This is a genomic window from Prauserella alba (genome assembly GCF_024171735.1).
Taxonomy (GTDB): Bacteria; Actinomycetota; Actinomycetes; order Mycobacteriales; family Pseudonocardiaceae; genus Prauserella; species Prauserella alba.
Map to the genome: position 1 here is coordinate 1,945,141 of NZ_JAMTCH010000003.1, position 21,223 is coordinate 1,966,363.

Annotated in this window: 19 protein-coding genes; 2 read left to right on the forward strand and 17 right to left on the reverse strand. The window is 72.1% G+C overall.

The genetic code is table 11. From position 1 onward, the window contains the following. Positions 1-82: 82 nt before the first annotated feature. The 5 genes from LY12_RS08905 to uvrC form a co-directional block, all read right to left on the reverse strand. Positions 83-1,165: a glucosyl-3-phosphoglycerate synthase gene (locus LY12_RS08905; protein ID WP_372493467.1), complete on the reverse strand. Its 1,083-nt coding sequence runs from the start codon at positions 1,163-1,165 to the stop codon at positions 83-85. Positions 1,166-1,341: 176 nt separating this feature from the next. Next, on the reverse strand, positions 1,342-2,328 hold the full coding sequence (whiA, locus tag LY12_RS08910) for a DNA-binding protein WhiA (protein WP_183786988.1): 987 nt from the start codon (positions 2,326-2,328) through the stop codon (positions 1,342-1,344). After that, positions 2,319-3,326, reverse strand: a complete 1,008-nt coding sequence (locus tag LY12_RS08915) for a gluconeogenesis factor YvcK family protein (protein ID WP_253854735.1) — start codon at positions 3,324-3,326, stop codon at positions 2,319-2,321. The genes whiA and LY12_RS08915 overlap by 10 nt, the downstream gene beginning before the upstream one ends. 8 nt (positions 3,327-3,334) lie before the next feature. After that, a complete protein-coding gene (rapZ, locus tag LY12_RS08920) occupies positions 3,335-4,192 on the reverse strand; it encodes an RNase adapter RapZ (protein WP_253855016.1) in 858 nt (285 codons plus the stop codon). Positions 4,193-4,248: 56 nt separating this feature from the next. Beyond that, complete coding sequence (uvrC, locus tag LY12_RS08925) at positions 4,249-6,324, reverse strand: excinuclease ABC subunit UvrC (RefSeq protein ID WP_253854737.1); 2,076 nt, start codon at positions 6,322-6,324, stop codon at positions 4,249-4,251. Between the two features lie 166 nt (positions 6,325-6,490). Here uvrC and LY12_RS08930 point away from each other — a divergent pair, with 166 nt between their 5' ends. Together LY12_RS08930 and LY12_RS08935 are read left to right on the forward strand one after the other, a co-directional pair. After that, positions 6,491-7,168 carry an HAD family hydrolase gene (locus LY12_RS08930; protein ID WP_253854739.1) on the forward strand — a complete coding sequence of 226 codons (678 nt, stop codon included), beginning with the start codon at positions 6,491-6,493 and terminating at the stop codon, positions 7,166-7,168. Positions 7,169-7,361: 193 nt separating this feature from the next. Beyond that, positions 7,362-8,147, forward strand: coding sequence for an exodeoxyribonuclease III (locus LY12_RS08935; protein ID WP_253854741.1), 786 nt, complete (start codon positions 7,362-7,364; stop codon positions 8,145-8,147). A 52-nt stretch (positions 8,148-8,199) separates the two neighbouring features. Here LY12_RS08935 and LY12_RS08940 read toward each other — a convergent pair whose 3' ends face one another. The 12 genes from LY12_RS08940 to metK all read right to left on the reverse strand — a co-directional run. After that, entirely contained in the window at positions 8,200-8,667 is a 468-nt protein-coding gene (locus tag LY12_RS08940; RefSeq protein ID WP_253854742.1) for a PH domain-containing protein, read from the reverse strand. A 14-nt stretch (positions 8,668-8,681) separates the two neighbouring features. Then, on the reverse strand, positions 8,682-9,191 hold the full coding sequence (gene ribH / locus LY12_RS08945; RefSeq protein ID WP_253854743.1) for a 6,7-dimethyl-8-ribityllumazine synthase: 510 nt from the start codon (positions 9,189-9,191) through the stop codon (positions 8,682-8,684). Further along, positions 9,188-10,549, reverse strand: coding sequence for a bifunctional 3,4-dihydroxy-2-butanone-4-phosphate synthase/GTP cyclohydrolase II (locus tag LY12_RS08950; protein WP_253854744.1), 1,362 nt, complete (start codon positions 10,547-10,549; stop codon positions 9,188-9,190). The genes ribH and LY12_RS08950 overlap by 4 nt, the downstream gene beginning before the upstream one ends. Before the next feature lie 2 nt (positions 10,550-10,551). Beyond that, positions 10,552-11,178, reverse strand: a complete 627-nt coding sequence (locus tag LY12_RS08955; RefSeq protein ID WP_253854745.1) for a riboflavin synthase — start codon at positions 11,176-11,178, stop codon at positions 10,552-10,554. Position 11,179: 1 nt separating this feature from the next. Beyond that, the gene (gene ribD, locus LY12_RS08960; RefSeq protein ID WP_253855017.1) at positions 11,180-12,187 is read right to left on the reverse strand and encodes a bifunctional diaminohydroxyphosphoribosylaminopyrimidine deaminase/5-amino-6-(5-phosphoribosylamino)uracil reductase RibD; all 1,008 of its coding nucleotides are present in this window, start codon (positions 12,185-12,187) and stop codon (positions 11,180-11,182) included. A gap of 70 nt (positions 12,188-12,257) precedes the next feature. Then, positions 12,258-12,932 (reverse strand): ribulose-phosphate 3-epimerase, encoded by a 675-nt coding sequence (rpe, locus tag LY12_RS08965; protein WP_253855018.1) that lies wholly within the window; start codon positions 12,930-12,932, stop codon positions 12,258-12,260. A gap of 89 nt (positions 12,933-13,021) precedes the next feature. Further along, on the reverse strand, positions 13,022-13,573 hold the full coding sequence (locus LY12_RS08970; RefSeq protein ID WP_253854746.1) for an HFCD family protein: 552 nt from the start codon (positions 13,571-13,573) through the stop codon (positions 13,022-13,024). After that, a complete protein-coding gene (locus tag LY12_RS08975; RefSeq protein WP_253854747.1) occupies positions 13,570-15,237 on the reverse strand; it encodes an RsmB/NOP family class I SAM-dependent RNA methyltransferase in 1,668 nt (555 codons plus the stop codon). Before LY12_RS08975 ends, LY12_RS08970 begins: the two co-directional genes overlap by 4 nt. Beyond that, positions 15,234-16,169, reverse strand: a complete 936-nt coding sequence (gene fmt, locus LY12_RS08980) for a methionyl-tRNA formyltransferase (RefSeq protein ID WP_253854748.1) — start codon at positions 16,167-16,169, stop codon at positions 15,234-15,236. The genes LY12_RS08975 and fmt overlap by 4 nt, the downstream gene beginning before the upstream one ends. A gap of 61 nt (positions 16,170-16,230) precedes the next feature. Then, on the reverse strand, positions 16,231-18,717 hold the full coding sequence (locus LY12_RS08985; protein ID WP_372493468.1) for a primosomal protein N': 2,487 nt from the start codon (positions 18,715-18,717) through the stop codon (positions 16,231-16,233). A gap of 25 nt (positions 18,718-18,742) precedes the next feature. Then, on the reverse strand, positions 18,743-19,888 hold the full coding sequence (locus LY12_RS08990; protein ID WP_372493469.1) for an acyltransferase family protein: 1,146 nt from the start codon (positions 19,886-19,888) through the stop codon (positions 18,743-18,745). Positions 19,889-20,038: 150 nt separating this feature from the next. Then, the coding region (gene metK, locus LY12_RS08995) for a methionine adenosyltransferase (RefSeq protein ID WP_253854751.1) at positions 20,039-21,223 on the reverse strand (1,185 nt) is incomplete at its 5' end.

Genomic DNA, 21,223 nt, shown 5'->3' on the forward strand with positions numbered 1-21,223 from the left:
CGGTGTCTCGTGCAGGCCCCCGGGCGTGCCGCCGACCCACTGGTGTGTCCGGAGCTCGGGAGCCGGTCATCCGGCCCGCGGGTCAGGCCGTCCTGCGCAGGGCACGGCCGGATTCCGACACGGCAGGCGCCGTGCCGGAGTCCGCACCGTCGCCGGTGTCGTGGACGACGCCCGCGAGCGGATCGCGCTCCTCGAGGGTCAGATCGGTCAGCACCAGGTCCCGTTCGACACCGGTGTCCGGGCCCGCCACGCTGCGCTGGAACTGGGCCAGCAACGTCGCAGGCGGTACCGCCATCGACAGCCTGCCGTACCGTTTCAACCGGTCCAGCATCGTCAGGATGATCTGCGCGGACATGCGGCCCAGCGCCTGCGTGGTCTGGTGCCGGTGCGTGCGGACGCCCAGATCCACCTGTGCCAGCGCATCGAGTCCTCGCCATTCGACCAGGTCGATGAGATGACCGACCTCGACGCCGTAGTGCGTGACGAACGGAATGGCTTCCAGGACCGCACGCCTGCCCGCGTACTCGCCCGCCAACGGCTGCACGAACCCGGACAGTTCCGGCCAGAACATGTTCAGCAGCGGCCGCGCGACCAGCTCGGTGACGCGGCCGCCGCCGTCGACCTCGCGGCCCCCTTCCCCGGCGAGGGGACGGTGGTAGAAGCCCTTCACGTAGTCGACGTCCGAGCGCGTCAGCAGCGGGCCCAGCAGTCCGGTCACGTAACCGGCGGTGAAGTCGTAGAGGTCGCCGTCGACGAACACCACCAGGTCGCCGCTGGTGGCCGCGAGGCCCTTCCACAGCGCCTCTCCCTTGCCACGGTGTTGCGGCAGCGTGGGCAGCACGTCGTCCTGCGCGACCACGGCGGCACCCGCCTCCGCGGCGACGTGGGCCGTCGCGTCCTGCGAGTGCGAGTCGACGACGAGGATCTCGTCGACGAGCGGGTCCCGCTCGACGAGCGCGGCACGGATCGTCCGCACGATCGCACCGACCGTCTCCTCCTCGTCCCTGGCCGGGATGACCACGCTCACGGTGCGCCCGCGTTTGGCGGCCACGAGGTCCGCCGCCGTCCAGTCGCCTGCTCGTCCGGAGCGGTGTTCCAGCCACGTCCCGAGTTCGGGCGAGACGGCCAGTTCGGTGCTGTCGGCGCCGGTCCCGGTCGCGTGCACGTGATGCCCCCTTTCGTCGAACCCGATCGTGTTCCGCGGCAGGCGGATTCCCGGGATGAGGTACGAACCGTTCGCCCCCGAGCGTCGGGGCGCCGCGTTTCCGGCCGTAGCGCGACCGTGCAACCGCTACGTTACGAGATCACGGTCGTCGCGGGGCCCGGGTAACGTCACCGAATTCACACTTCCTCGTCGAGCATCTCCGCGGTCACGGCCGACTCCGTGTCGGGGATACCCAGATCGGCCGCCTTCTTATCCGCCATGGCGAGGAGCCTGCGGATCCGGCCCGCGACGGCGTCCTTCGTCATCGGCGGGTCGGAGAGCTGGCCGAGTTCTTCGAGTGAGGCCTGCCGGTTGGACACCCGCAGCCTGCCCGCGGTGAGCAGGTGGTCGGGGGCGTCCTCGCCGAGGATCTCCATGGCCCGCTCCACCCGCGCGGCCGCGGCCACGGCGGCCCGTGCCGACCGGCGCAGGTTGGCGTCGTCGAAGTTGGCGAGGCGGTTCGCGGTCGCGCGCACCTCACGGCGCATGCGCCGCTCCTCCCACGCCAGCACGCTCGAATGTGCACCCAGGCGGGTCAGCAGCGCGCCGATGGCGTCGCCGTCCCTGACCACGACCCGGTCGGCTCCCCGCACCTCCCTCGACTTGGCCTGGATGCCGAGCCTGCGGGCCGCGCCGACGAGCGCCAGTGCCGCCTCCGGCCCGGGGCAGGTGACCTCGAGCGACGACGAGCGCCCCGGTTCGGTCAGCGAGCCGTGCGCCAGGAAGGCCCCGCGCCAGGCCGCCTCGGCGTCGGCGATCCCGCCCGACACCACGGGCGCAGGCAGTCCGCGCACCGGGCGCCCTCGCTGATCGATCAGGCCGGTCTGCCTCGCGAGCCCTTCCCCGTCCTTGACCACGCGCACCACGTAGCGGTTGCCCTTGCGCAGCCCACCCGAGGTGATCATGTGCACCTCGGCCTGATGCCCGTACAGCTCGTGAACCTCTTTGCGGAGCCTGCGGGCCACCGAGCCGGTGTCGAGCTCCGCTTCGACGACGACCCGGCCCGCCACGATGTGCAGTCCGCCCGCGAACCGCAGCATGGCCGCCACCTCGGACCGCCGTGGGCTCACCTTGGTCAGCTCGAGCCGGCTGAGTTCGTCCTTGACCGCAGCGGTCATCGCCATGAGAGCCCCTCCTTCGCACTCGTCGCACCGAGCGCGTCTCGCACACAACCGGCCAGCGCATCCGGATCGTGCCGCCCCACCGCTCCGGGGGTGGCGATCGACGCCAGATGCGCACGCCCGCCCAGCGCCGCGGCCGCCGAATGCAGCCGCGCCGGCGTCGGCACCGAGTCGCGGTCGGCGATCACGGCGTCCACCCCGAGCCGGGGAGCGTGCTGGAAGAGTACGTCCAGGTGCTGTTCGGGTGAGAAGCCCGCCGTCTCCCCCGGCTGCGGCACCAGGTTGAGAATGACGATCTTCGTCGCGGACGTCTTCACGAGCGCGTCGTGCAGCTCGGGCACGAGCAGGTGCGGCAGCACGCTCGTGAACCACGATCCGGGACCGAGGAACACCACGTCGGCGGACAGCACGGCCTCGACGGCCTCCCGGCACGCCTGCGGCGGCGTCACCGCGGGCGTCACGCCGGCACCCGCTCCCGGGCTGTCGGCAGGCACCACGCTGTGCAGGGTGATGCGCTGGACCTGCCCCGGGGTGCTGGCGACGGCGACCTGCCCGCGGATACGGCTCACCGCCCCGTCGGGTTCGAGGCCGGTGACCTCGGCCTCGATGTCGAGCGGGTCGGTCGACATCGGCAGCACTCGACCGGAGACGCCGAGCAGCCGGGCCGCCTCGTCGAGCCCGGCGACCGGATCACCGAGCACCTCGAACAACCCGGCCAGCAGCAGGTTGCCGACCGCGTGCCCCGTCAGCGCACCGCTGCCGCCGAACCGGTGCTGGAACACGTCGGCCCACCGCGCGCCACCGTCGTCCGCCGCGGCCAGTGCGGCCAGGGCCTTCCGCAGGTCGCCCGGTGGCAGGAGGCCGAGCTCGCGGCGCAGCCTGCCCGAGGATCCGCCGTCGTCGGCGACCGTGACGACCGCCGTGACGTCGTCGGTGAGCCGCCGCAACGCCGTCAACGTGGCGTGCAGACCGTGACCCCCGCCCAGGGCGACCGCGCGCATCTCCGTGTTCACTCCCGGCCCAGGTCCCGGTGCACCACCTTCACGGCCGTGCCATCCTCTTTGGACAACCGGTTCGCGAGTTCCTCCGAGATCGCCACGCTGCGGTGCTTACCACCGGTGCAGCCGATCGCGAGCGTCAGGTAGCGCTTGCCCTCACGCTTGTAGCCGGCACCGATCAGCCGGAGCAGGTCCTGGTAGCGGTCGAGGAACTCCTCCGCACCCTCCTGACCGAGCACGTAGTTGCGCACCTCGGTGTCCAGGCCGCTGTTGTCCCGCAGCTCGGGGATCCAGAACGGGTTCGGCAGGAACCGCACGTCCATCACGAGGTCGGAGTCCATCGGCAGACCGTACTTGTAGCCGAACGAGAGCACCGTCACCCGGGTTTGCGCCGACGCCTCGCTGCCGAACGCGTCCTCGATCTTGGCGCGCAGGTCGTGCACCGACAGCGACGAGGTGTCCAGCAGCAGGTCCGCCTCGGCACGCAGTGGTTCCAGCAGTGCCCGCTCGGCGCCGATGCCGTCGACGAGCCTGCCGTCGCCCTGCATCGGGTGTCCCCGCCGCACCTGGTCGAACCGCCGGATCAGGACCGCGTCGGTCGCTTCGAGGAACAGGACCCGCGGTTTGTACCCCCGCATGTCCAGACCCTTGATGACCGAGGCCAGATCGTCGGTGAACGCCCGCGAGCGCACGTCCATCACGACCGCGACCTTCGTGATCGCCCCCCTCGACTGCGCACCGAGCTCGACCATGGTCGAGATCAGTTCCGGCGGCAGGTTGTCCACGACGAACCAGCCCAGGTCCTCCAGGCATTTCGCCGCCGTGCTCCTGCCCGCCCCGGACAACCCGGTGACGACCGCGACCTCCATGCCCGAGCCCCGGCCGTCCTCGTCGGCCGCATCGGCTCTGTCGGCTGCGGCACTGTTCACTGGTCTGACTCCCCTCGCTCCGTACTCTGTCCCCCTGCGAGCGCCGTGTGCACGGCCTCGGCGGTCCGCTTCCCGAAGCCCGGCACCTGCGCGATGTCGTCGACGCTGGCCTGCTTGAGCTTCTTCACCGAACCGAAGTGCTTGATCAGGGCCGACTTCCTCGTCTGCCCGAGTCCCGGCACGCCGTCCAGCTCGGAGGCCTGCACCCGTTTACCGCGCTTCTCCCGGTGATACCGGACGGCGAACCGGTGTGCCTCGTCGCGCACCCGCTGCAGAAGGTACAGCGCGTCCGAGGTCCTCGGCAGGATGACCGGCTCGTCGTCGGACGGCAGCCAGACCTCTTCGAGGCGTTTCGCCAGGCCGACGACGGCCACGTCGGTGATGCCGAGTTCGGCGAGTACGTCGGCCGCCGCGGTCGCCTGAGGTCCGGCACCGTCGACGACCAGCAGGTTCGGCGGGTAGGCGAACTTCTTCGGCTTGCCCGTCTCCGGGTCGATCCCCGGCGGGCCGTCGGAGTCCCCGGACACGGCACCGGTGGCGAGCTCCGCCGGTGGGCCCGCGTTCCCGCCGGCGCCGCCTGCCGCGTCCGCGCCTGCCGCGTCGCCGGATGCCTCGCCGCCGCCGTACGCCTCGCCGTTGCCTGCGGTCTCCTTGAGGTAGCGGGCGAAGCGGCGCCGCACGACCTCGGCGATCGCGGCGACATCGCCCTCGTCGGCGGCCTCTCGCAACGCGAACCTGCGGTACTCGTTCTTGCGCGGCACGCCGTCCTCGAACACGACCAGCGATGCGACGACGTCGGTGCCCTGCGTGTGGCTGATGTCGACGCATTCGATCCGCAGCGGCGCCGTGTCGAGGGCGAGGTGTTCCTGCAGCTCCTGCAGCGCCGCCGACCGCGCGGTGAGGTCCCCCGCCCTGCGGAGTTTGTGCTGCGCGAACGCCTCCTTCGCGTTCCGCTCCACCGTGTCGGCGAGCGCACGTTTGTCACCGCGCTGCGGCACCCGCAGGCGAACCCGCGAACCCCGCAGCTCCGACAGCCAGTCGGTCATGGCCTCGGCGTCCGCGGGCAGTTCGGGCACCAGCACCTCGCGCGGCACCGTCGGCCCGCCGCCACCCGGCGCCTCACGGGCCAGGTCGAGCTGTTCGGCGTAGAACTGGCTGAGGAACTGTTCGACCAGCGCTGCGACGTCCATCTCCTCTACCTTGTCGATGACCCAGCCGCGCTGCCCGCGCACCCTGCCGCCGCGGACGTGGAAGATCTGGACGGCCGCCTCCAGCTCGTCGTGGGCGAACGCGACGACGTCGGCGTCGGTGCCGTCGCCCAACACGACCGCCTGCTTCTCCATCGCCCGGCGCAGTGCGGAGAGATCGTCGCGCAGTCGCGCGGCGCGTTCGAACTCCAGCTCGTCCGAGGCCTCCGCCATCGCCTTCTCGAGCCTGCGCACCATCTTGTCGGTGCTGCCGGCGAGGAAGTCGCAGAAATCGTCGACGATCGCGCGGTGCTCGTCGGCTGTGACCCGGCCGACGCACGGAGCGGAGCACTTGTCGATGTAGCCGAGCAGACAGGGCCTGCCGATCTGAGCGTGCCGCCGGAACACCCCGTTCGAGCAGGTACGGGCCGGGAACACGCGGAGCAGCAGGTCGAGCGTCTCGCGGATGGCCCACGCGTGGGCGTACGGGCCGAAGTACCGCACGCCCTTCTTCCGCGGACCGCGGTAGACGTGCAGCCGCGGGAACTCCTCGTGCAGCGTCACCGCCAGGACCGGGTAGCTCTTGTCGTCGCGGTAGCGGACGTTGAACCGCGGGTCGAACTCCTTGATCCAGTTGTATTCGAGCTGGAGCGCCTCGACCTCCGTGGAGACCACGGTCCATTCGACGTTCGCGGCCGTGGTGACCATCTGCCGGGTGCGCGGGTGCAGTCCCGCGAGGTCGGCGAAGTACGAGTTCAGCCTGCTGCGCAGGCTTTTCGCCTTGCCGACGTAGATGACGCGGCGACGGTCGTCGCGGAACTTGTACACACCCGGTTCGTCCGGAATGCTGCCGGGCGCGGGCCGGTAGGTCGACGGGTCAGCCACGGTCACCACTGTATGGCGGACCGCCGACACCCTGGTCAGGGGCCACGCGTCGGCGTGACCCGAACGTCGGGCCCGCGCTCCCGGCCCGAACGCGGGCCGAACGTCGGAACCCGAACGCGGGCCGAACCGGATGCCCGGCCCGTTCCCGCGACGTACGCTGGCCGGCATGACACGCGCTGCGCCGAGGCGGCCGTCGGTCGTGCTGTTCGACGTGTTCGAGACACTCGTGCAGCTGGAGCCGCTGCGCGAGCGGTTCGTCGAGGCCGGCAGGCCGGGACACGAACTGGAGCTGTTCTTCGCGCGCACCCTGCGCGACGGCATGGCCTACACGCTCGCCGGCGACGCACCGCCGTTCCGTACGATCGCGGCGGCACAGCTGGCGATCACGTCCGGGCACACGCTGAGCGACAACGCGATCGCCCACATTCTCGACGGCTTCGCGGACCTGCCACTGCATCCCGAGGCGGAAACCGCGTTCACGCTGCTCGCCGAGGCGGACGTGCCCGCCTACGGCTTCACCCACGGCGGCGCAGGCGTTCTCGAGTCCATTCTCGACAGACACGGGTCGAGCGGTAAGGTGCGCGGTGTCCTGTCCACCGAGGCCCTGCACTCGTTCAAACCGCCTGCACGCGTGTATCACTGGGCGTGCGAACAGGCCGGAGCCGCACCCGGCGACACCGCACTGGTGGCCGTGCACTCGTGGGACACGCACGGTGCGGTGAAGGCCGGACTGCTGGCGGGGTTCGCCTCGCGGCTCGAAGGCGGCCTCACTCCCCTGGCCGAACGTCCCCACGTCGTGGCGAACCGGGTCGACGAGGTGGTGGCGGGCCTGTTGGCCCTGTAGCCGGCGACACCCGCGGCGACGTCCCGGGCCGCCGCCGGACCGGTACCCGGTGACGACCCGCCCGGGGCCGCCGCTCCCTTCGTCCGAGCGGCTTTTTCGACGCGAGCGAGAGGGGAGAGAGAAAGCGAGGCGATGACCACGGCGATGCCGTATAGGTCGTTATACGTTTATCTCGTTGTGCGAGGCTGCCCGCATGCGGATCGCCACCTGGAACGTCAACTCGGTCACCGCCCGCCTCCCCCGGCTGCTCGCCTGGCTCGACTCGGCCCGGCCGGACGTGCTGTGCCTGCAGGAACTCAAGTGCACCGACGACGCGTTCCCCGCCGAGCAGGTGCGCGAGCTCGGCTACGACGTCGCCTCCCACGGCACCGGCCGCTGGAACGGCGTGGCGATCCTGTCCAAGGTCGGCCTCGACGACGTCGTGCGCGATCTGCCCCGCCAGCCCGCCTACGACGACGCCGTCGAGCCCCGCGCGGTCGGTGCCACGTGCGGTGGCGTGCGCGTCTGGTCGGTGTACGTCCCCAACGGCCGCGAACCCGGCCACGCGCACTACGACTACAAACTCGACTGGCTCGCCGCCCTGCACGACACCGTCGTGGCCGACAGCGCGGCGGATCCGGCCCGGCCGCTGGCCGTCCTCGGCGACTTCAACATCGCCCCCACCGACGACGACGTGTGGGACATCGCCCTGTTCGCCGAATCGACGCACGTTACCGAGCCCGAGCGCAAAGCCCTCGCCACGCTGCGGGACGCCGGCCTGACCGACGTCGTGCCCCGGCCGCTGAAGTACGACCACCCGTACACCTACTGGGACTACCGCCAGCTCGCGTTCCCCAAGAACAAGGGCATGCGGATCGACCTGGTCCACGCCGACGCCGCGTTCGCCGGCGCCGTCACGGACGCCTACGTCGACCGTGAGGAACGCAAGGGCAAGAGCCCGTCCGACCACGCACCCGTCGTGGTCGACGTCGAACTCTGACCCCGGCGGGTCGTCCCCGCGGCCGGTCGCCCCACGGGCGGCCCGCCGCGGGTCAGTCCTCCCAGGCGTTTCGGTGCAGTCGGCGCAGCCCGCGTACGGCCGTCACGGCGCGGTGCCGGTCGACGGCCTGGACAGCCAGCAACGGGTAGTACTCGTCGTCGGGCAGTTCCAGGCGGGCGAACGAGGCACCGTCGGGAAAACTCACCGACAGCACCTGATCCCAGTCGAAATGCCGGGTGGTGCCGACGTTGCGCACGTCGATCCCGCGGGAGTCGGCGCGCACCTTGGGTGTGCCGAACGACGCGCACGCCAGCCCCAGCAACAGACCCACGAACACCATCGCGATCTGGTCGCTGAGGTGGAAGATCGCCCCGCTGTCGGATCCGCGCAGCAACACGGCCACGACCGTGAACACGGCCAGCAGTGCGACACCGAGGGCGATGCCCATCCACGCGGTCCGCCGCGGCCGGGCCACGACCACGTCGTCGCCGGTCACGCCGTTGCCGGAGTCTGCGGTCATCTGGTCACCCGCGTTCACACGAAGCCCCGTTCGGTCCACGGCTGGCGCAGGCCACGCAGCACGCCCGCCGTGGTCAGCGCGGCGACGGTGGCCTCCCGTCCCTTGTTCTCCACCGAGTCGGCCAGTCCGGCGCGGTCCAGCGCCTGCTGCTCGGTCTCACACGTCAGTACCCCGTTGCCGACGGGCGTCGACTCGTCGAGCGCCACGCGCGTCAGTCCCGCCGTCACGGCGTCGCACACGTACTCGAAGTGCGGGGTGCCGCCGCGAATCACCACGCCGAGCGCCACGACCGCGTCGTGTCCCCTGGCCAGTGCCTGCGCCACGACGGGCAGCTCCACCGCGCCCGCCACGCGCACGACCGTCGGTTCATCGGCCAGGTTCACCTCCGACGCCGTCTGCAGCGCGTTCTCCAGCAGGCTGTCGGTGATCGTCGTGTGCCAGCGGGTGGCCACGACCGCGAGCCGCAGGTTCTCGCACTCGCGCAGTTCCCCGGTGTCCTCGTCCGGGCGTCCTTCGCCACTCACGGCGCCACCCCACCGTCTTCCGTTCCCGTGCCGGCGGCGCCGGTCCCGGCCGGGCCGAACTCGGCCAGGCCCGCACCGACGTCGTCCGCGTTCTCCAGTTGCGCCAGCTCGTGGCCCATGCGGTCGCGCTTGGTCTGCAGGTACCGCAGGTTCTCCGGGTTCGGCGACACCGGCAGTGCCACCCGGCCCGTCACGCGCAGGCCGTAGCCTTCCAGCCCGACCCGCTTGGTCGGATTGTTGGTCAGCAGGCGCATCGACCGCACCCCGATGTCGGTGAGGATCTGTGCGCCCGTGCCGTAGTCGCGTGCGTCGGCCGGAACACCGAGCTGCAGGTTCGCGTCGACCGTGTCGGCCCCGTCGTCCTGCAGCTGGTACGCCTGCAGCTTGTGCAGCAGCCCGATGCCACGGCCCTCGTGACCGCGGATGTAGAGCACGACGCCGCGACCCTCGGACGCGACGGCGTGGAGCGCCGCCTGCAGCTGCGGGCCGCAGTCGCAGCGCAGCGAGCCGAACACGTCGCCGGTGAGGCATTCGGAGTGCACCCGCACGAGCACGTCCTCACCGTCGCCGATCTCGCCGTAGACGAACGCGACGTGCTCGATGCCGTCGAGCAGGCTGTCGTAGCCGATCGCGCGGAACGTGCCCGCCGCGAGCGGGATCCGCGCCTCGGCGACCCGTTCGACCTGCTTCTCCATGCGCCTGCGGTAGGCGATCAGGTCCGCGATCGTGATCAGCCGCAGGTCGTGGTCGGCGGCGAACACCTCGAGCTCGTCCCGCTTGGCCATGTCGCCGTCGTTCTTCTGCGACACGATCTCGCACAGCACGCCCGCCGGAGCGAGACCCGCCAGCCGCGCGAGGTCGACGCCCGCCTCCGTGTGGCCGGGCCGGCGCAGCACGCCACCGTCCTTGGCGCGCAGCGGGACGACGTGTCCCGGGCGCTTGAAGTCCTTCGGCCCGGTCGACGGGTCAGCGAGCAGCGAGATCGTGTGCGCCCGGTCGGTGGCGGAGATGCCCGTGCCGATGCCCTCGCCCGCGTCGACCGTGACCGTGTACGCCGTGCCGCGCACGTCCTGGTTGGTGTGGAACATCGGCGGCAGGTCGAGCCGCTCACAGTCCTCACCGGTCAGCGACACGCACACGTAGCCCGACGTGTACCGCACCATGAACGCCAGCAGCTCCGGCGTCACCTTCTCCGCGGCGAAGATCAGATCGCCCTCGTTCTCGCGGTCCTCGTCGTCCACGACGACGACCGCCTTGCCGTCGGCGATGTCCTGGATGGCCAGCTCGATCGACTCGAAGTCGAACCCGGCCGGCGTCCCCGCCTGCGACGCCCCTGACGCCTCTGACGTCTCTGTCATGCTCACCCGTCCTCCTTGCCACCGCCATTGTCCACCGGAAGTGACGGCGCTCCACCGGCGGTCTGCTTCTCGACGTACTTGGCGAGGACGTCCACCTCGAGGTTCACGACGTCGCCCGGTTCGGTGCGGCCGAGCGTGGTCAGCGACAGCGTCGTCGGAATGAGCGCGATGGTCAGTTCCTCGGGCGCGACGCTCGCGACCGTCAGCGACACCCCGTCGATCGCGATGGAGCCCTTCTCCACGATGTAACGGCCGAGCTGCGGCGGGAACGCGAAGTGGGTCAGATCGTCGGAGTCGCGGTGCAGGAACACCCCGGTGCCGTCGACGTGGCCCTGCATGACGTGGCCGCCGAACCGGCCGCCCGCGGCCATCGCCCGCTCGAGATTCACCTGCCGTCCCGCATCGGCCTTGGCCAGGCTGGTGCGCTCGAGCGTCTCGTGCACGACGTCGACCGTGAACTCGTCCCCGTCGACCTCGACGACCGTCAGGCACACGCCGTTCACCGCGATCGAGTCCCCGTGGCGCGCATCGCCGGTCACCACCGGACCGCGGACGCGCAGCCGCGCCGCGCCACCGCTCTCCTCGACGGCCGTGATCTCGCCGAGTTCCTCCACGATGCCCGTGAACACGTCAGGGTCCTCCTTCACCGGCGGCCGGTACGGCCGTGATCCGCACGTCGTCCCCACTCATGGTGACCCCTTCGACACGCCACCGGTGGGCTTCGGTGATGGTCGACACGCCCGCGGGGCCGAGTGCCGTCGGCCCCGCCCCGAGCAGCGCAGGCGCGAGGTATCCCACGATCCGGTCGATCATGCCCGCTCCGGCGAACGCCCCCGCCAGGGTCGGCCCGCCTTCGAGCAGCACGTCGACCGCACCGCGCTCGGCCAGTCCGGCCAGCACCTCGCGCGGATCACGGGTGCGCAGGTGCAGCGTCGGAGCCGCGTCGTCCAACACGCGGGCGGTGTCGGGTATTTCCCGCGCGCCGACGACGACGCGCAGGGGCTGCCGGCCGGCGAGATCACCGTCGGCGCCGCGGACGGTGAGCCACGCGTCGTCGGCCAGGACCGTGCCGGTGCCCGCGACCACAGCGTCGGCAGCCGCGCGGATGCGGTGCACCTCGGCGCGGGACTCCGGGCCGGAGATCCACCGGCTCGTGCCGTCGGCCGCCGCGACGCGGCCGTCGAGCGTGGCGGCGTACTTCCAGGTGACGTGCGGCCTGCCGGTGCGCAGCCAGTGCAGCCACGCCCGCAGCGGCCCGCCCGCGACCTCGTCGGCCAGCAGCCCGGCCGTCACGTCCACACCCGCTGCGCGCAGTACGTCGGCACCGCCCGCCGCGGGCGGGTTCGGGTCGGCGACCGCATACCGCACCGCGGCGACGCCGGCGTCGCGCAGCGCCTCCGCACACGGCGGCGTCCTGCCCCGGTGGGCACACGGTTCGAGCGTCACGTACGCGGTGCCGCCGCGCGCCCGCTCCCCCGCCTCGCGCAGGGCCATCACCTCGGCGTGTGGCCCGCCCGGCGGCTGGGTCGCGCCCGTGCCCGCGACCTCGCCCGCTGCGTCGACGATCACCGCCCCGACCGGTGGGTTGGGGCTCGTCGTGCCCCGCACGTCCTCGCTCAGCGCGAGGGCCGCCGTCATCGCCGCCACGGCCGCGTCCGTCACGGCGTCACCGGTCGCGGCGTCGCGGCCGGCCGATCCGGCGGGCACGTCAGTGCGCCGAACGCGCGCCGGCAGCCTGGTCACGCAGCGCCGCGACGGCCCTGCCGGGGTCGTCGGCGCCGTACACGGCGGATCCGGCCACGAAGCAGTCGACACCGGCCTCGGCGGCCTGCTCGATCGTGCTCGCGTTGATGCCGCCGTCGATCTCGACGAGGAGCGTGAGGTGGCCGGTGTCGACGAGACGGCGCGCCGTGCGCACCTTCTCCAGCACGTCCGGGATGAACGACTGGCCGCCGAAGCCCGGTTCGACCGACATGACCAGCAGTGTGTCGTAGTGCTTGAGGACCTCGAGGTGGTCCTCCAGCGGCGTGCCCGGCTTGACCGACAGGCCCGCCTTCGCCCCGGCGGCGCGCAGGTTCTTCGCCAGCATCACCGGATCGTGGGCCGCCTCGGCGTGCACGGTGACGTTGTACGCACCCGCCTCGGCGTAACCCGGTGCCCACTTGTCCGGGTTGTCGATCATGAGGTGGCAGTCGAGCGGGACGTCGCTGACCTTCTGCAGCGACTCGACGACGGGAAGGCCGAGCGTGAGGTTCGGGACGAAGTGGTTGTCCATCACGTCGACGTGGACCCAGTCGGCTCGGGTCTCACCGTCGCGGGCGACGGCCGCGACCTCCTCGCCGAGACGGGCGAAGTCGGCGGACAGGATACTCGGGGCGATCAGCGGGTGAAGCGGTTGAGAGGCCACACCGCGAATCCTAGGCAGCGCCGCGCGCGGCAGCCGTGCGGGGCAGGGTTCGGCAGCGGGCGCGGTCACCGGGCAGCCGGTCCGGCGGGCAGCCGGTCCAGCAGGCGTGTCCACGGTGCGCCGCCGAGATCGGTCACGTGCGCTCCGGCGCCGGCGAGCGCGTCGAGATGCCCCTGCCAGGCCGGATGGGCGGGCCGGGTGGGCTGCACCCGGTAGCCGACGATCATCGGCACCACGCCGACGGCGTCCCCGAGTACGGTCAGCGCCTGATTGTCCGCCAGTCCGAGCGCGAGCTTCGCCACCGAGCCCGCGCTCGCCGGGGCGACGACGAACGCCGCGGGATCCGGATGGGGGCGCGGCCGGTCGGGCAGCCGCGGGGTCCACCGGACGTCGAGGTCCGTGGTGGCCTGCAGCCGGGCGAGTTGCCGGTCGCAGAACCACGACGCCGCGGTCGGCGTCAGCGTGATCGCCAGCCGCCAGCCCCGCTCGGCCGCGGGTTCGGCCAGTTCGGCGGCCAGCCGGGTCTCCACCCCACCGCACGCCGACGCGACGAGGCCCAGGCAGCCGGGTTCCGTACCCTGCGGATCGCCCGCCACGTGTCCCGGTGGCGCCGTCACGTGGCGCGGGCGAGGCCGCAGAACATGGCGTCGATGCCGTGCCGGTGCGGCCACAGCTGCACCGTCGGACCGTCGCCGAGTTGCGGCACGCCGGGGAAGAACTCCCGCGCGTCGACGGGCTCGGCACCGGCCCGCCGGACGGCGGTGGTGAACGCACCCTCCGTTTCGGCCAGGTGCGGGGAACACACCACGTAGGCCACGATCCCGCCGGGCCGCACCAGCCGGAACGCCGATTCGAGGAGTTCGGCCTGCAGTTTCGTCAGGTCCGCGACGTCGCTCTGCTGCCTGCGCCACCGCGATTCCGGGCGCCGTCGCAGCGCGCCGAGCCCGCTGCACGGTGCGTCGACGAGCACCCGGTCGTAGCCGCCCTCCAGCTCCGGATCGCGACCGTCGGCCCGGTGCACCGTGACGGGCAGGCCGTCGACGGCATGTTCGATGAGCCGCGCGCGGTGGTCTGCGACCTCGACGGCGTCGACGGCCACCTCGTGTTCCGCGGTCGCGGCCAGGCAGCCGAGCAGGGTCGCCTTGCCTCCGGGCCCGGCACACAGGTCGAGCCAGCGCGCATCGGACCCGTCGACGGGCGCGCCCACCGCGGCGAGCGTGACCAGCTGACTGCCCTCGTCCTGGACGGCCGCCAGGTGCTCCTTCAGGGGTTCCGAGGCGGCCAGGTCGCCGCTGCCCGCGGGCAGGTGCACGCCGTACGGCGAGTACGGCGCGACGTCGCCACCGGTGATGGCCGCCAGTTCGTCGGCGCTGATCTCGCCCGGCCGCGCGAGCAGATGGACCTCGGGGCGGGCGTCGTCGGCCCGCAGCGCCGCTTCCAGTTCGTCCCCCGTGTCGCCGAGCGCCTCGGCGAACGCGCGCGCGATCCACCGCGGATGGGCGGTGCGCATCGCGAGATGGCCGATCCGGTCCGTCTCGACGTCGGGTGCCAGCCCGTCGACCCACGCCTGTTCGTCCTGATCGGACACCTTGCGCAGGACAGCGTTGACGAATCCGGCGACGTGCGAACCGGCGACGTCGCGCACGAGCTCGACGGCGGAGTCGACCGCCGCGTGCGGCGGGATCCGAGTCCGCAACAGCTGATACGCGCCGAGCCGCAGCCCGTCGAGCACGGCGCCGTCCACGTCGGACAGCGGGCGATCCACACAGGACGCGATGATCTCGTCGAGCAGTCCGGCGGCACGCGCGGTGCCGTACGTCAGTTCGGTCGCCAGCGCGGCGTCGCGGCCGGACACGCGCCGCTGCCGCAGCAGCTCCGGCAGGATCAGGTTGGCGTAGGCGTCGCGTTCGCTGACCGCGCGCAACACGTCGAACGCCACCCGCCGTGCCGGATCGTCGACCGGCGGTTTGCGCGGGCCCTCCTTGCGCGGCGCGGGACGCCTGCCGCGGTCGGGCCGACCGCCCTGCCTGCGCTGCCGGTCGTCCTGGGGCCTGCCACTGCGGCTCCGTCCTCCGCGGCCGTCCTGGCCCCCGTGGCCACCTTGGCCGCCGTTCCGGCCGCCCTGGCCGCCGGGCTTGCCGCCGCGACGCCCGCTGCCGCCCCGCCCGCCGTGGTCACCGCGACCACCGCCGGCTCCGTCACCGCCGCTGCCGCCGCGGTTGTCGCCGCCGGTGCCGCCCTGGTCGCCGTTTCCGGTGTGACCGGTGGTGTCGTCGCTCATGTGAGGCGCTCCCCGTGCTCAATTCTCGTGCCGCGAGCCCAGTCGGTCGCCGCCATACGTTTCTTGCCCTGTGCCTGCACCTCGCCCAGTTCGACGGGTGCGGTGGCCGTGCCTGCCAGTACGCGCTTGCGCTCCACCAGCAGTTGCCCCGGGGCCAGTTCGGGCGCGCCGGAGTCGGCGGCGAGCGGCAGCACCGGCCCGAGTTTGCACCGCGCGTCGCGGAACTCCGCCCACGCACCGGGTTCCGGCGTCACCGCGCGGATGTGCCGATCGACCGCGAGCGCGGGCCGGTCGAACCGCACGCGTGCGTCATCGACGGTGACCTTGGGCGCGTAGCTCACGCCGTCAGCGGGCTGCGGCACGGCGGTGACGGTGCCGTCCGCGAGGCCGTCCATCGTGGACACCATCAGTTCCGCGCCCGAATCCGCGAGTCTGCCGAGCAGTGCGCCCGCGGTGTCGGTGGCGCCGATGCGCTCGGTCACGACGCCGAACACGGGACCGGCGTCGAGTTCGGGAACGATCCGGAACGTCGACGCCCCCGTGTAGTCGTCGCCCGCACCGATGGCGGCCTGCACCGGGGCGGCGCCGCGCCACGCGGGCAGCAGCGAGAAGTGCAGGTTCACCCAGCCGTGGGCGGGGATGTCGAGTGCCTCCTGCTTCAGCAGCGCGCCGTAGGCCACCACCGGGCAGGCGTCGGGGGCGAGTTCGCCGAGCCGCGACAGGAACTGCGGATCGTCCGCACGGGCGGGGGTGAGCACCTCGATGCCGTGCTCGTCGGCGAGCGCGCCGACGGGCGAGCGGACGAGCTTGCGGCCCCGGCCCGCGGGTGCGTCCGGGCGGGTGACGACGCCGACGACGTCGTGCTGCGAGGCGAGCAGTGCGCGGAGCGTGGGGACGGCCGGTTCCGGTGTGCCGGCGAAGACGAGCCTCATCGGCAGCCCGCACGGGTCAGCGGTGCGATCATCCTCGTCAGTCTAGAGCGCCGCCCACGCGTCAGATGAGGTCCAGGGGGTCGAGCCGGATCCGCACCGGCTCCTGCTCCTTGCGGGCACCCCGCACGGCATTGAGCGTGTGCACGGCGGCCGCGAGCGCGCGCCCGTCGCCGCGCGGCACCCGCACCAGCGCCCGCTCACGCTCGGCGCTGCCGTCCTCGTCGACCTCGCCGAGCGGCACCGGGCCGAGGATCTCCGCGCTCTCGGGCGGGTGGAGCTCGTCGAGCGCCGCCGCGAGGACGTCCGGGGACGCCTCGAGGCTCGCCATGCGCACCGCGGGCGGGAAGCCGAGTTCTCGCCGTTCGGCCAGTTCCGACTCCGCGAGCCAGCCGGGATCCCACCGTACGAGCGCCTGCACCACGGGCAGGCCTGCCGCTGCGCCGACGACCACGCGCCCACCCGCCGCGGCGGGGCGCACCAGTGCGGCCGCGGCCATCCAACGGCGCAGCGCCTCCTCCGAGGCCCGCAGGTCCTGCCTGCCCAGCAGTGCCCAGCCGTCGAGCAGCAGCGCCGCACCGTAGCCGCCGTCGGCGACCGGTTCGGCGCCGGGCGTCGAGACGACGATGGCCGGCGCCGCTGCCACCCGGTCCAGCACCTCGCCGCCGCCGGACGTCCGCACCGGCGCACCCGCGAACGCCCGGCCCAGCTCCTCGGCCGTCCGTTTCGACCCGATGACGACCGCGCGCAGCCGTACCGACCCGCACGCCCCGCAGCGGAACGCCGCATCGGTCACCCCGCACCACCGGCAACGGGGCGATCCCGCTTCCCCGCCACCGGGCAGCGCCAGCGGCCCGGCACAGTGCCGACACCGCGCCCGAGCACGGCAGTGCGCGCACGCCAGGCCGGGCACGTAGCCGCGGCGGGGAACCTGCACCAGCACCGGTGCCCCCGCCTTCAGTCCCGCGCGCGCGGCCTCGAACGCCACCGCGGGCAACCGGGCCGCATGCGCCGCCTCGTCCCGCGCGACGTCGAAGTCCTCACCGGTCGGCGTCACCCGCGGCGCCCGCGAGCGCAGCTGCTGCCGCGGGGCCACGAGCGGCTGCGCCCAGCCGGATTCGAGCAGCAGCTGCGCCTCCGCCGTCCGGGCGAACCCGCCCACCAGCAGCGACGCGCCATCGGTGTGGGCACGCACCATGAGCACGTCCCGCACCTGCGGATACGGCATGTGCGGATCGGCGTGCAGGTCGTCACCGTCGTCCCACACCACGTACAGGGCGGGGTCGGACACGGGGGCGAACATGCTGGCCCGCGTGCCGACGACGATGCGCACCGTGCCGCGTTTCACCGCCAGCCACCGGCGATACCGTTCGGCGGGCCCGAGATCGGCCGACAGCGCCGTCACCGCGGCCGGGCCTGCCAGCTCGGCGCACGCGGCCGCCAGCCGCGTCACGTCACGGTGATCCGGCACGACGAGCACCGCGCCCCGGCCCGCCGCGGCCACGGTGGCGGCCAGCTCGGCGAGCCGCCGGGGCCAGTCCTCGCCCGGCAGGGCCTGCCACACCGCGTTGGCGACCCGTCCCGCGGCCAACGCGCCGACGTACGACGGTCCCCACTGGTACCGCTCCCACGCCGACGTGTCGGGTGGCGGGCTGTCGGGTGGCGGGCTGTCGGGTGCGGTCGCGTCGGGCCCGCCGGCCGCCACGTCACCGGGCCCGCCCGCGTAGTCCGGCACCGCCTGCCCGGCATCCGGCCCCGCCGATACCGCATCCTCCGTGCCCGTGTCCTCGGGCCCCGCATCCTCCGTGCCCGTGTCCTCGGGCCCCGCATCCTCCGTGCCCGTGTCCTCGGGCCCTGTGTGCTCGTGCCCCGTGTCCGCCTGCCCTGTCTCCCGGGCACCCTGCGGTGTCCCACGGCCCGCGTTGCCGGCTGCGTCGCCGGTGACCTCCGCCTCGGCTGCGGCGTGACGGGGCGGGATGGCCAGCCGGGCGACGTCCATGAAGGTGCCGCCGTAGCGGTCGGCGACGGCGCGGCAGAGGGCGGCGAGTTGTGGGGTCAGGACCACTTCGCTGGAGACGACCCGTTCGAGAAAGGCGAGTCTCCCGCGGTGCTCGGTCGTCGCGGCGCGTTCGACGACGAAGCCGTCGACCAGCTGGCCCGCGAACCGCACACGCACGCGGCAGCCCGCGACGGCTCGCCCGTCGAGTTCCGCGGGCACCTGGTAGTCGAACGTGCGGTCCAGATGTGGCAGCGGCACGTCGACGGCGACACGGGCGATGGGATCGCGGTCGGCGGGCCGCTTACGTCCTTTGGTGCTGCCGCGTCCCTTGCTGCTGCCGCGTCCCTTGCCACGCCCCTGGGCACTGCCGCGTCCCTCGGTGCCCGGCTGTCCCTGGCCACCGCCACTCGTGCCGACTTCAGTCGTGCCGGTGGTGCGCCCCGCGCCGTCCGCGGCCGCGCTTCCGGACGCGCCGGAGCTCGTCGCCCCGCCCGGTTTCGGTGCGGGCAGGTCGTCCAGCTCCCACAGCGGGGTCGGTTCAGGGCCGCTCACGCCGTCTTCTCTACCAGAGGGGTGTTCACCCTCCGGTGCGCGCTGCCGCCGAGTCCTTCGCGGACCGGGACGGCAGCGCGTCGATACCGCGGTTCAGCAGGGTGAACGCGGGCTGTTCGACCCACCGGGTCAGTGCCCAGCCCAGCAGCACGGCGACCGCCACGTACGCCGGGATCCAGCCGTACCACGGCACGCCCAGGTCGGCGAGATGGCGGGCGACGAGCGAACCCATGACGTAGTGCATCAGGTACACGCCGTACGAGATGCCGCCCAGCCAGCGGATCGGCCTGGCGAAGTTCGTCAGCACCGGCGCGTCCCACACGGGCTGGTAGGCGGCCACGCAGATCAGCACCAGCGCCACCGCGAAGGCCGTGACGGAGTCCCCGGGAGGTGGGTGCTTGGTGTGGGCGACGAGCACGACCACCAGCATCAGCAACAGCTGGGTGAACGTCATGCGCTGCTTGGACCACCGGAAGATCGCGACCCCGGCGATCAGCAGGTGCGCGCGGGCCAGTCCGGTGCCGTCCATGAGCACGCTGACCCACTCCGGCGGAACCGTGCCGGGTCCCATGAACAGGTACCGCAGGGCGAGCGGAAACAGCAGCACGCCCCACAGCACCGCCGTCGCGGCCCGCCCGCGCACGCGGCCCTTCCAGGCCAGCAGCGCGATCGCGGTGAAGCCGCACACCTGGATCGGGACGGTCCAGTGAGCGCGGTCGATGTACTCGACGCCGTCGAGCAGGTTCGGCAACAGTGCGAGGTTGCCGACGAGGTCGGTGTAGGACGGCCGGTAGAAGCCCTCCGGATGCAGCGCGAGACTCGCCACGAAGATGACGAGCACCGCGACGAAGAAGGCGGGCAGGAGCCGGGCGAGGCGGCGCAGCCACCACCGCAGCGGCGGTTTCCTGCCGACGGTCATCGCGGCGAAGTAGCCGGAGATGACGATCAGCAGCGAGGCGCCGAACGGGAAGTCCATCTGCAGCGGTCCGGGCGGCAGGTCGTACCCGGGCAGCGTGTGCGGGGTGAGGAACGTGGCGTGGAACGCCAGGACCGCGACGATGCCGAGGACACGGATGGCGTCCCAGCTGATGTACCGGGTTCCGCGCGCAGGCTGCGGCGTCGCGCCCGAGGCTCCGGACGCCGTGTCCTGTGCTCCCTGCGTGCTCACCACAAGTTCCGTAGCGTAAGGCACCCTCTCACCCGTACGAGCGGCAGGGCCGCGGCGTGTCGGCGCGTTCACCCCGAAAAGAACTACACACAGCAACGTGGCCGCCCGGGATTCCCGGGCGGCCACGATCGTCGAGAAGCGCTGCGGGCAGGATCAGCCCACGCTGCGGAGCAGGTCGTCGATGCGGTTGGTGTTCTCCCACGGCAGGTTCGCATCCGGACGGCCGAAGTGACCATACGCCGCGGTCTGCGCGTAGATCGGCCGCAGCAGATCCAGATCACGGATGATCGCGGCCGGACGCAGATCGAACACCTCATTGATCGCCGCCTGGATCTTCTCCGGCGCGATCTTCTCCGTCCCGAACGTCTCCACGAACAACCCCACCGGAGCCGCCTTACCGATCGCATACGCGACCTGCACCTCGGCCCGATCAGCCAACCCAGCAGCCACCACGTTCTTGGCCACCCACCGCGTCGCATACGCAGCCGACCGGTCCACCTTCGACGGGTCCTTACCCGAGAACGCGCCACCACCATGACGCGCCATCCCGCCATACGTGTCGACAATGATCTTCCGACCCGTCAGACCCGCATCACCCATCGGACCACCGACCACGAACCGGCCCGTCGGATTGATCAAAATGTTCGGATTCTCCGCCTGCAGACCCAGATCCTCGATCTCCGGATCAATCACATGCTTCTGCACATCCGCAGCCAGCTGCTTGTCCAGATCGATCCCCTCAGCATGCTGCGACGACAGCACCACCGTGTCCAACCGAACCGGCTTGTCCTTGTCGTACTCGATCGTCACCTGCGTCTTACCATCCGCACGCAGATACGGCACCGTGCCGTTCTTGCGCACCTGCGAGAGCCGCAACGACAACCTGTGCGCCAACGCAATCGGCAACGGCATCAACTCCGGCGTGTCCGAGCAGGCATACCCGAACATCAACCCCTGATCACCAGCACCCTGCTTGTCCAAATCATCCAGAGCGTTCTCCAGACGCGACTCATACGCCGTGTCCACACCCTGCGCAATATCCGGCGACTGCGCACCAATCGAGACACTCACCCCACACGAAGCGCCATCAAAGCCCTTCTCCGACGAGTCATACCCGATATCCAACACAGCCTGACGCACCAACGCCGTCGTATCGATGTTCGCCGCCGTGGTCACCTCACCAGCCACATGCACCTGGCCAGTCGTCACCAACGACTCCACCGCAACCCGCGACCGCGGGTCCTGCGCCAACATCGCATCCAAAATCGTGTCGCTAATCGCGTCACAAATCTTGTCCGGGTGACCCTCAGTCACCGACTCACTCGTGAACAACCTGCC

What these genes read in the sequence shown, in the direction of transcription:
- whiA (WP_183786988.1), bottom strand. Translation starts at nt 2,328, where the DNA reads ATGGCGATGACCGCTGCGGTCAAGGACGAACTCAGCCGGCTCGAGCTG.
- LY12_RS08915 (WP_253854735.1), bottom strand. Translation starts at nt 3,326, where the DNA reads ATGCGCGCGGTCGCCCTGGGCGGGGGTCACGGTCTGCACGCCACGTTG.
- rapZ (WP_253855016.1), bottom strand. Translation starts at nt 4,192, where the DNA reads ATGGAGGTCGCGGTCGTCACCGGGTTGTCCGGGGCGGGCAGGAGCACG.
- LY12_RS08930 (WP_253854739.1), top strand. Translation starts at nt 6,491, where the DNA reads ATGACACGCGCTGCGCCGAGGCGGCCGTCGGTCGTGCTGTTCGACGTG.
- LY12_RS08935 (WP_253854741.1), top strand. Translation starts at nt 7,362, where the DNA reads ATGCGGATCGCCACCTGGAACGTCAACTCGGTCACCGCCCGCCTCCCC.
- LY12_RS08940 (WP_253854742.1), bottom strand. Translation starts at nt 8,667, where the DNA reads ATGACCGCAGACTCCGGCAACGGCGTGACCGGCGACGACGTGGTCGTG.
- LY12_RS08950 (WP_253854744.1), bottom strand. Translation starts at nt 10,549, where the DNA reads ATGACAGAGACGTCAGAGGCGTCAGGGGCGTCGCAGGCGGGGACGCCG.
- ribD (WP_253855017.1), bottom strand. Translation starts at nt 12,187, where the DNA reads ATGACGGCGGCCCTCGCGCTGAGCGAGGACGTGCGGGGCACGACGAGC.
- LY12_RS08975 (WP_253854747.1), bottom strand. Translation starts at nt 15,237, where the DNA reads ATGAGCGACGACACCACCGGTCACACCGGAAACGGCGACCAGGGCGGC.
- fmt (WP_253854748.1), bottom strand. Translation starts at nt 16,169, where the DNA reads ATGAGGCTCGTCTTCGCCGGCACACCGGAACCGGCCGTCCCCACGCTC.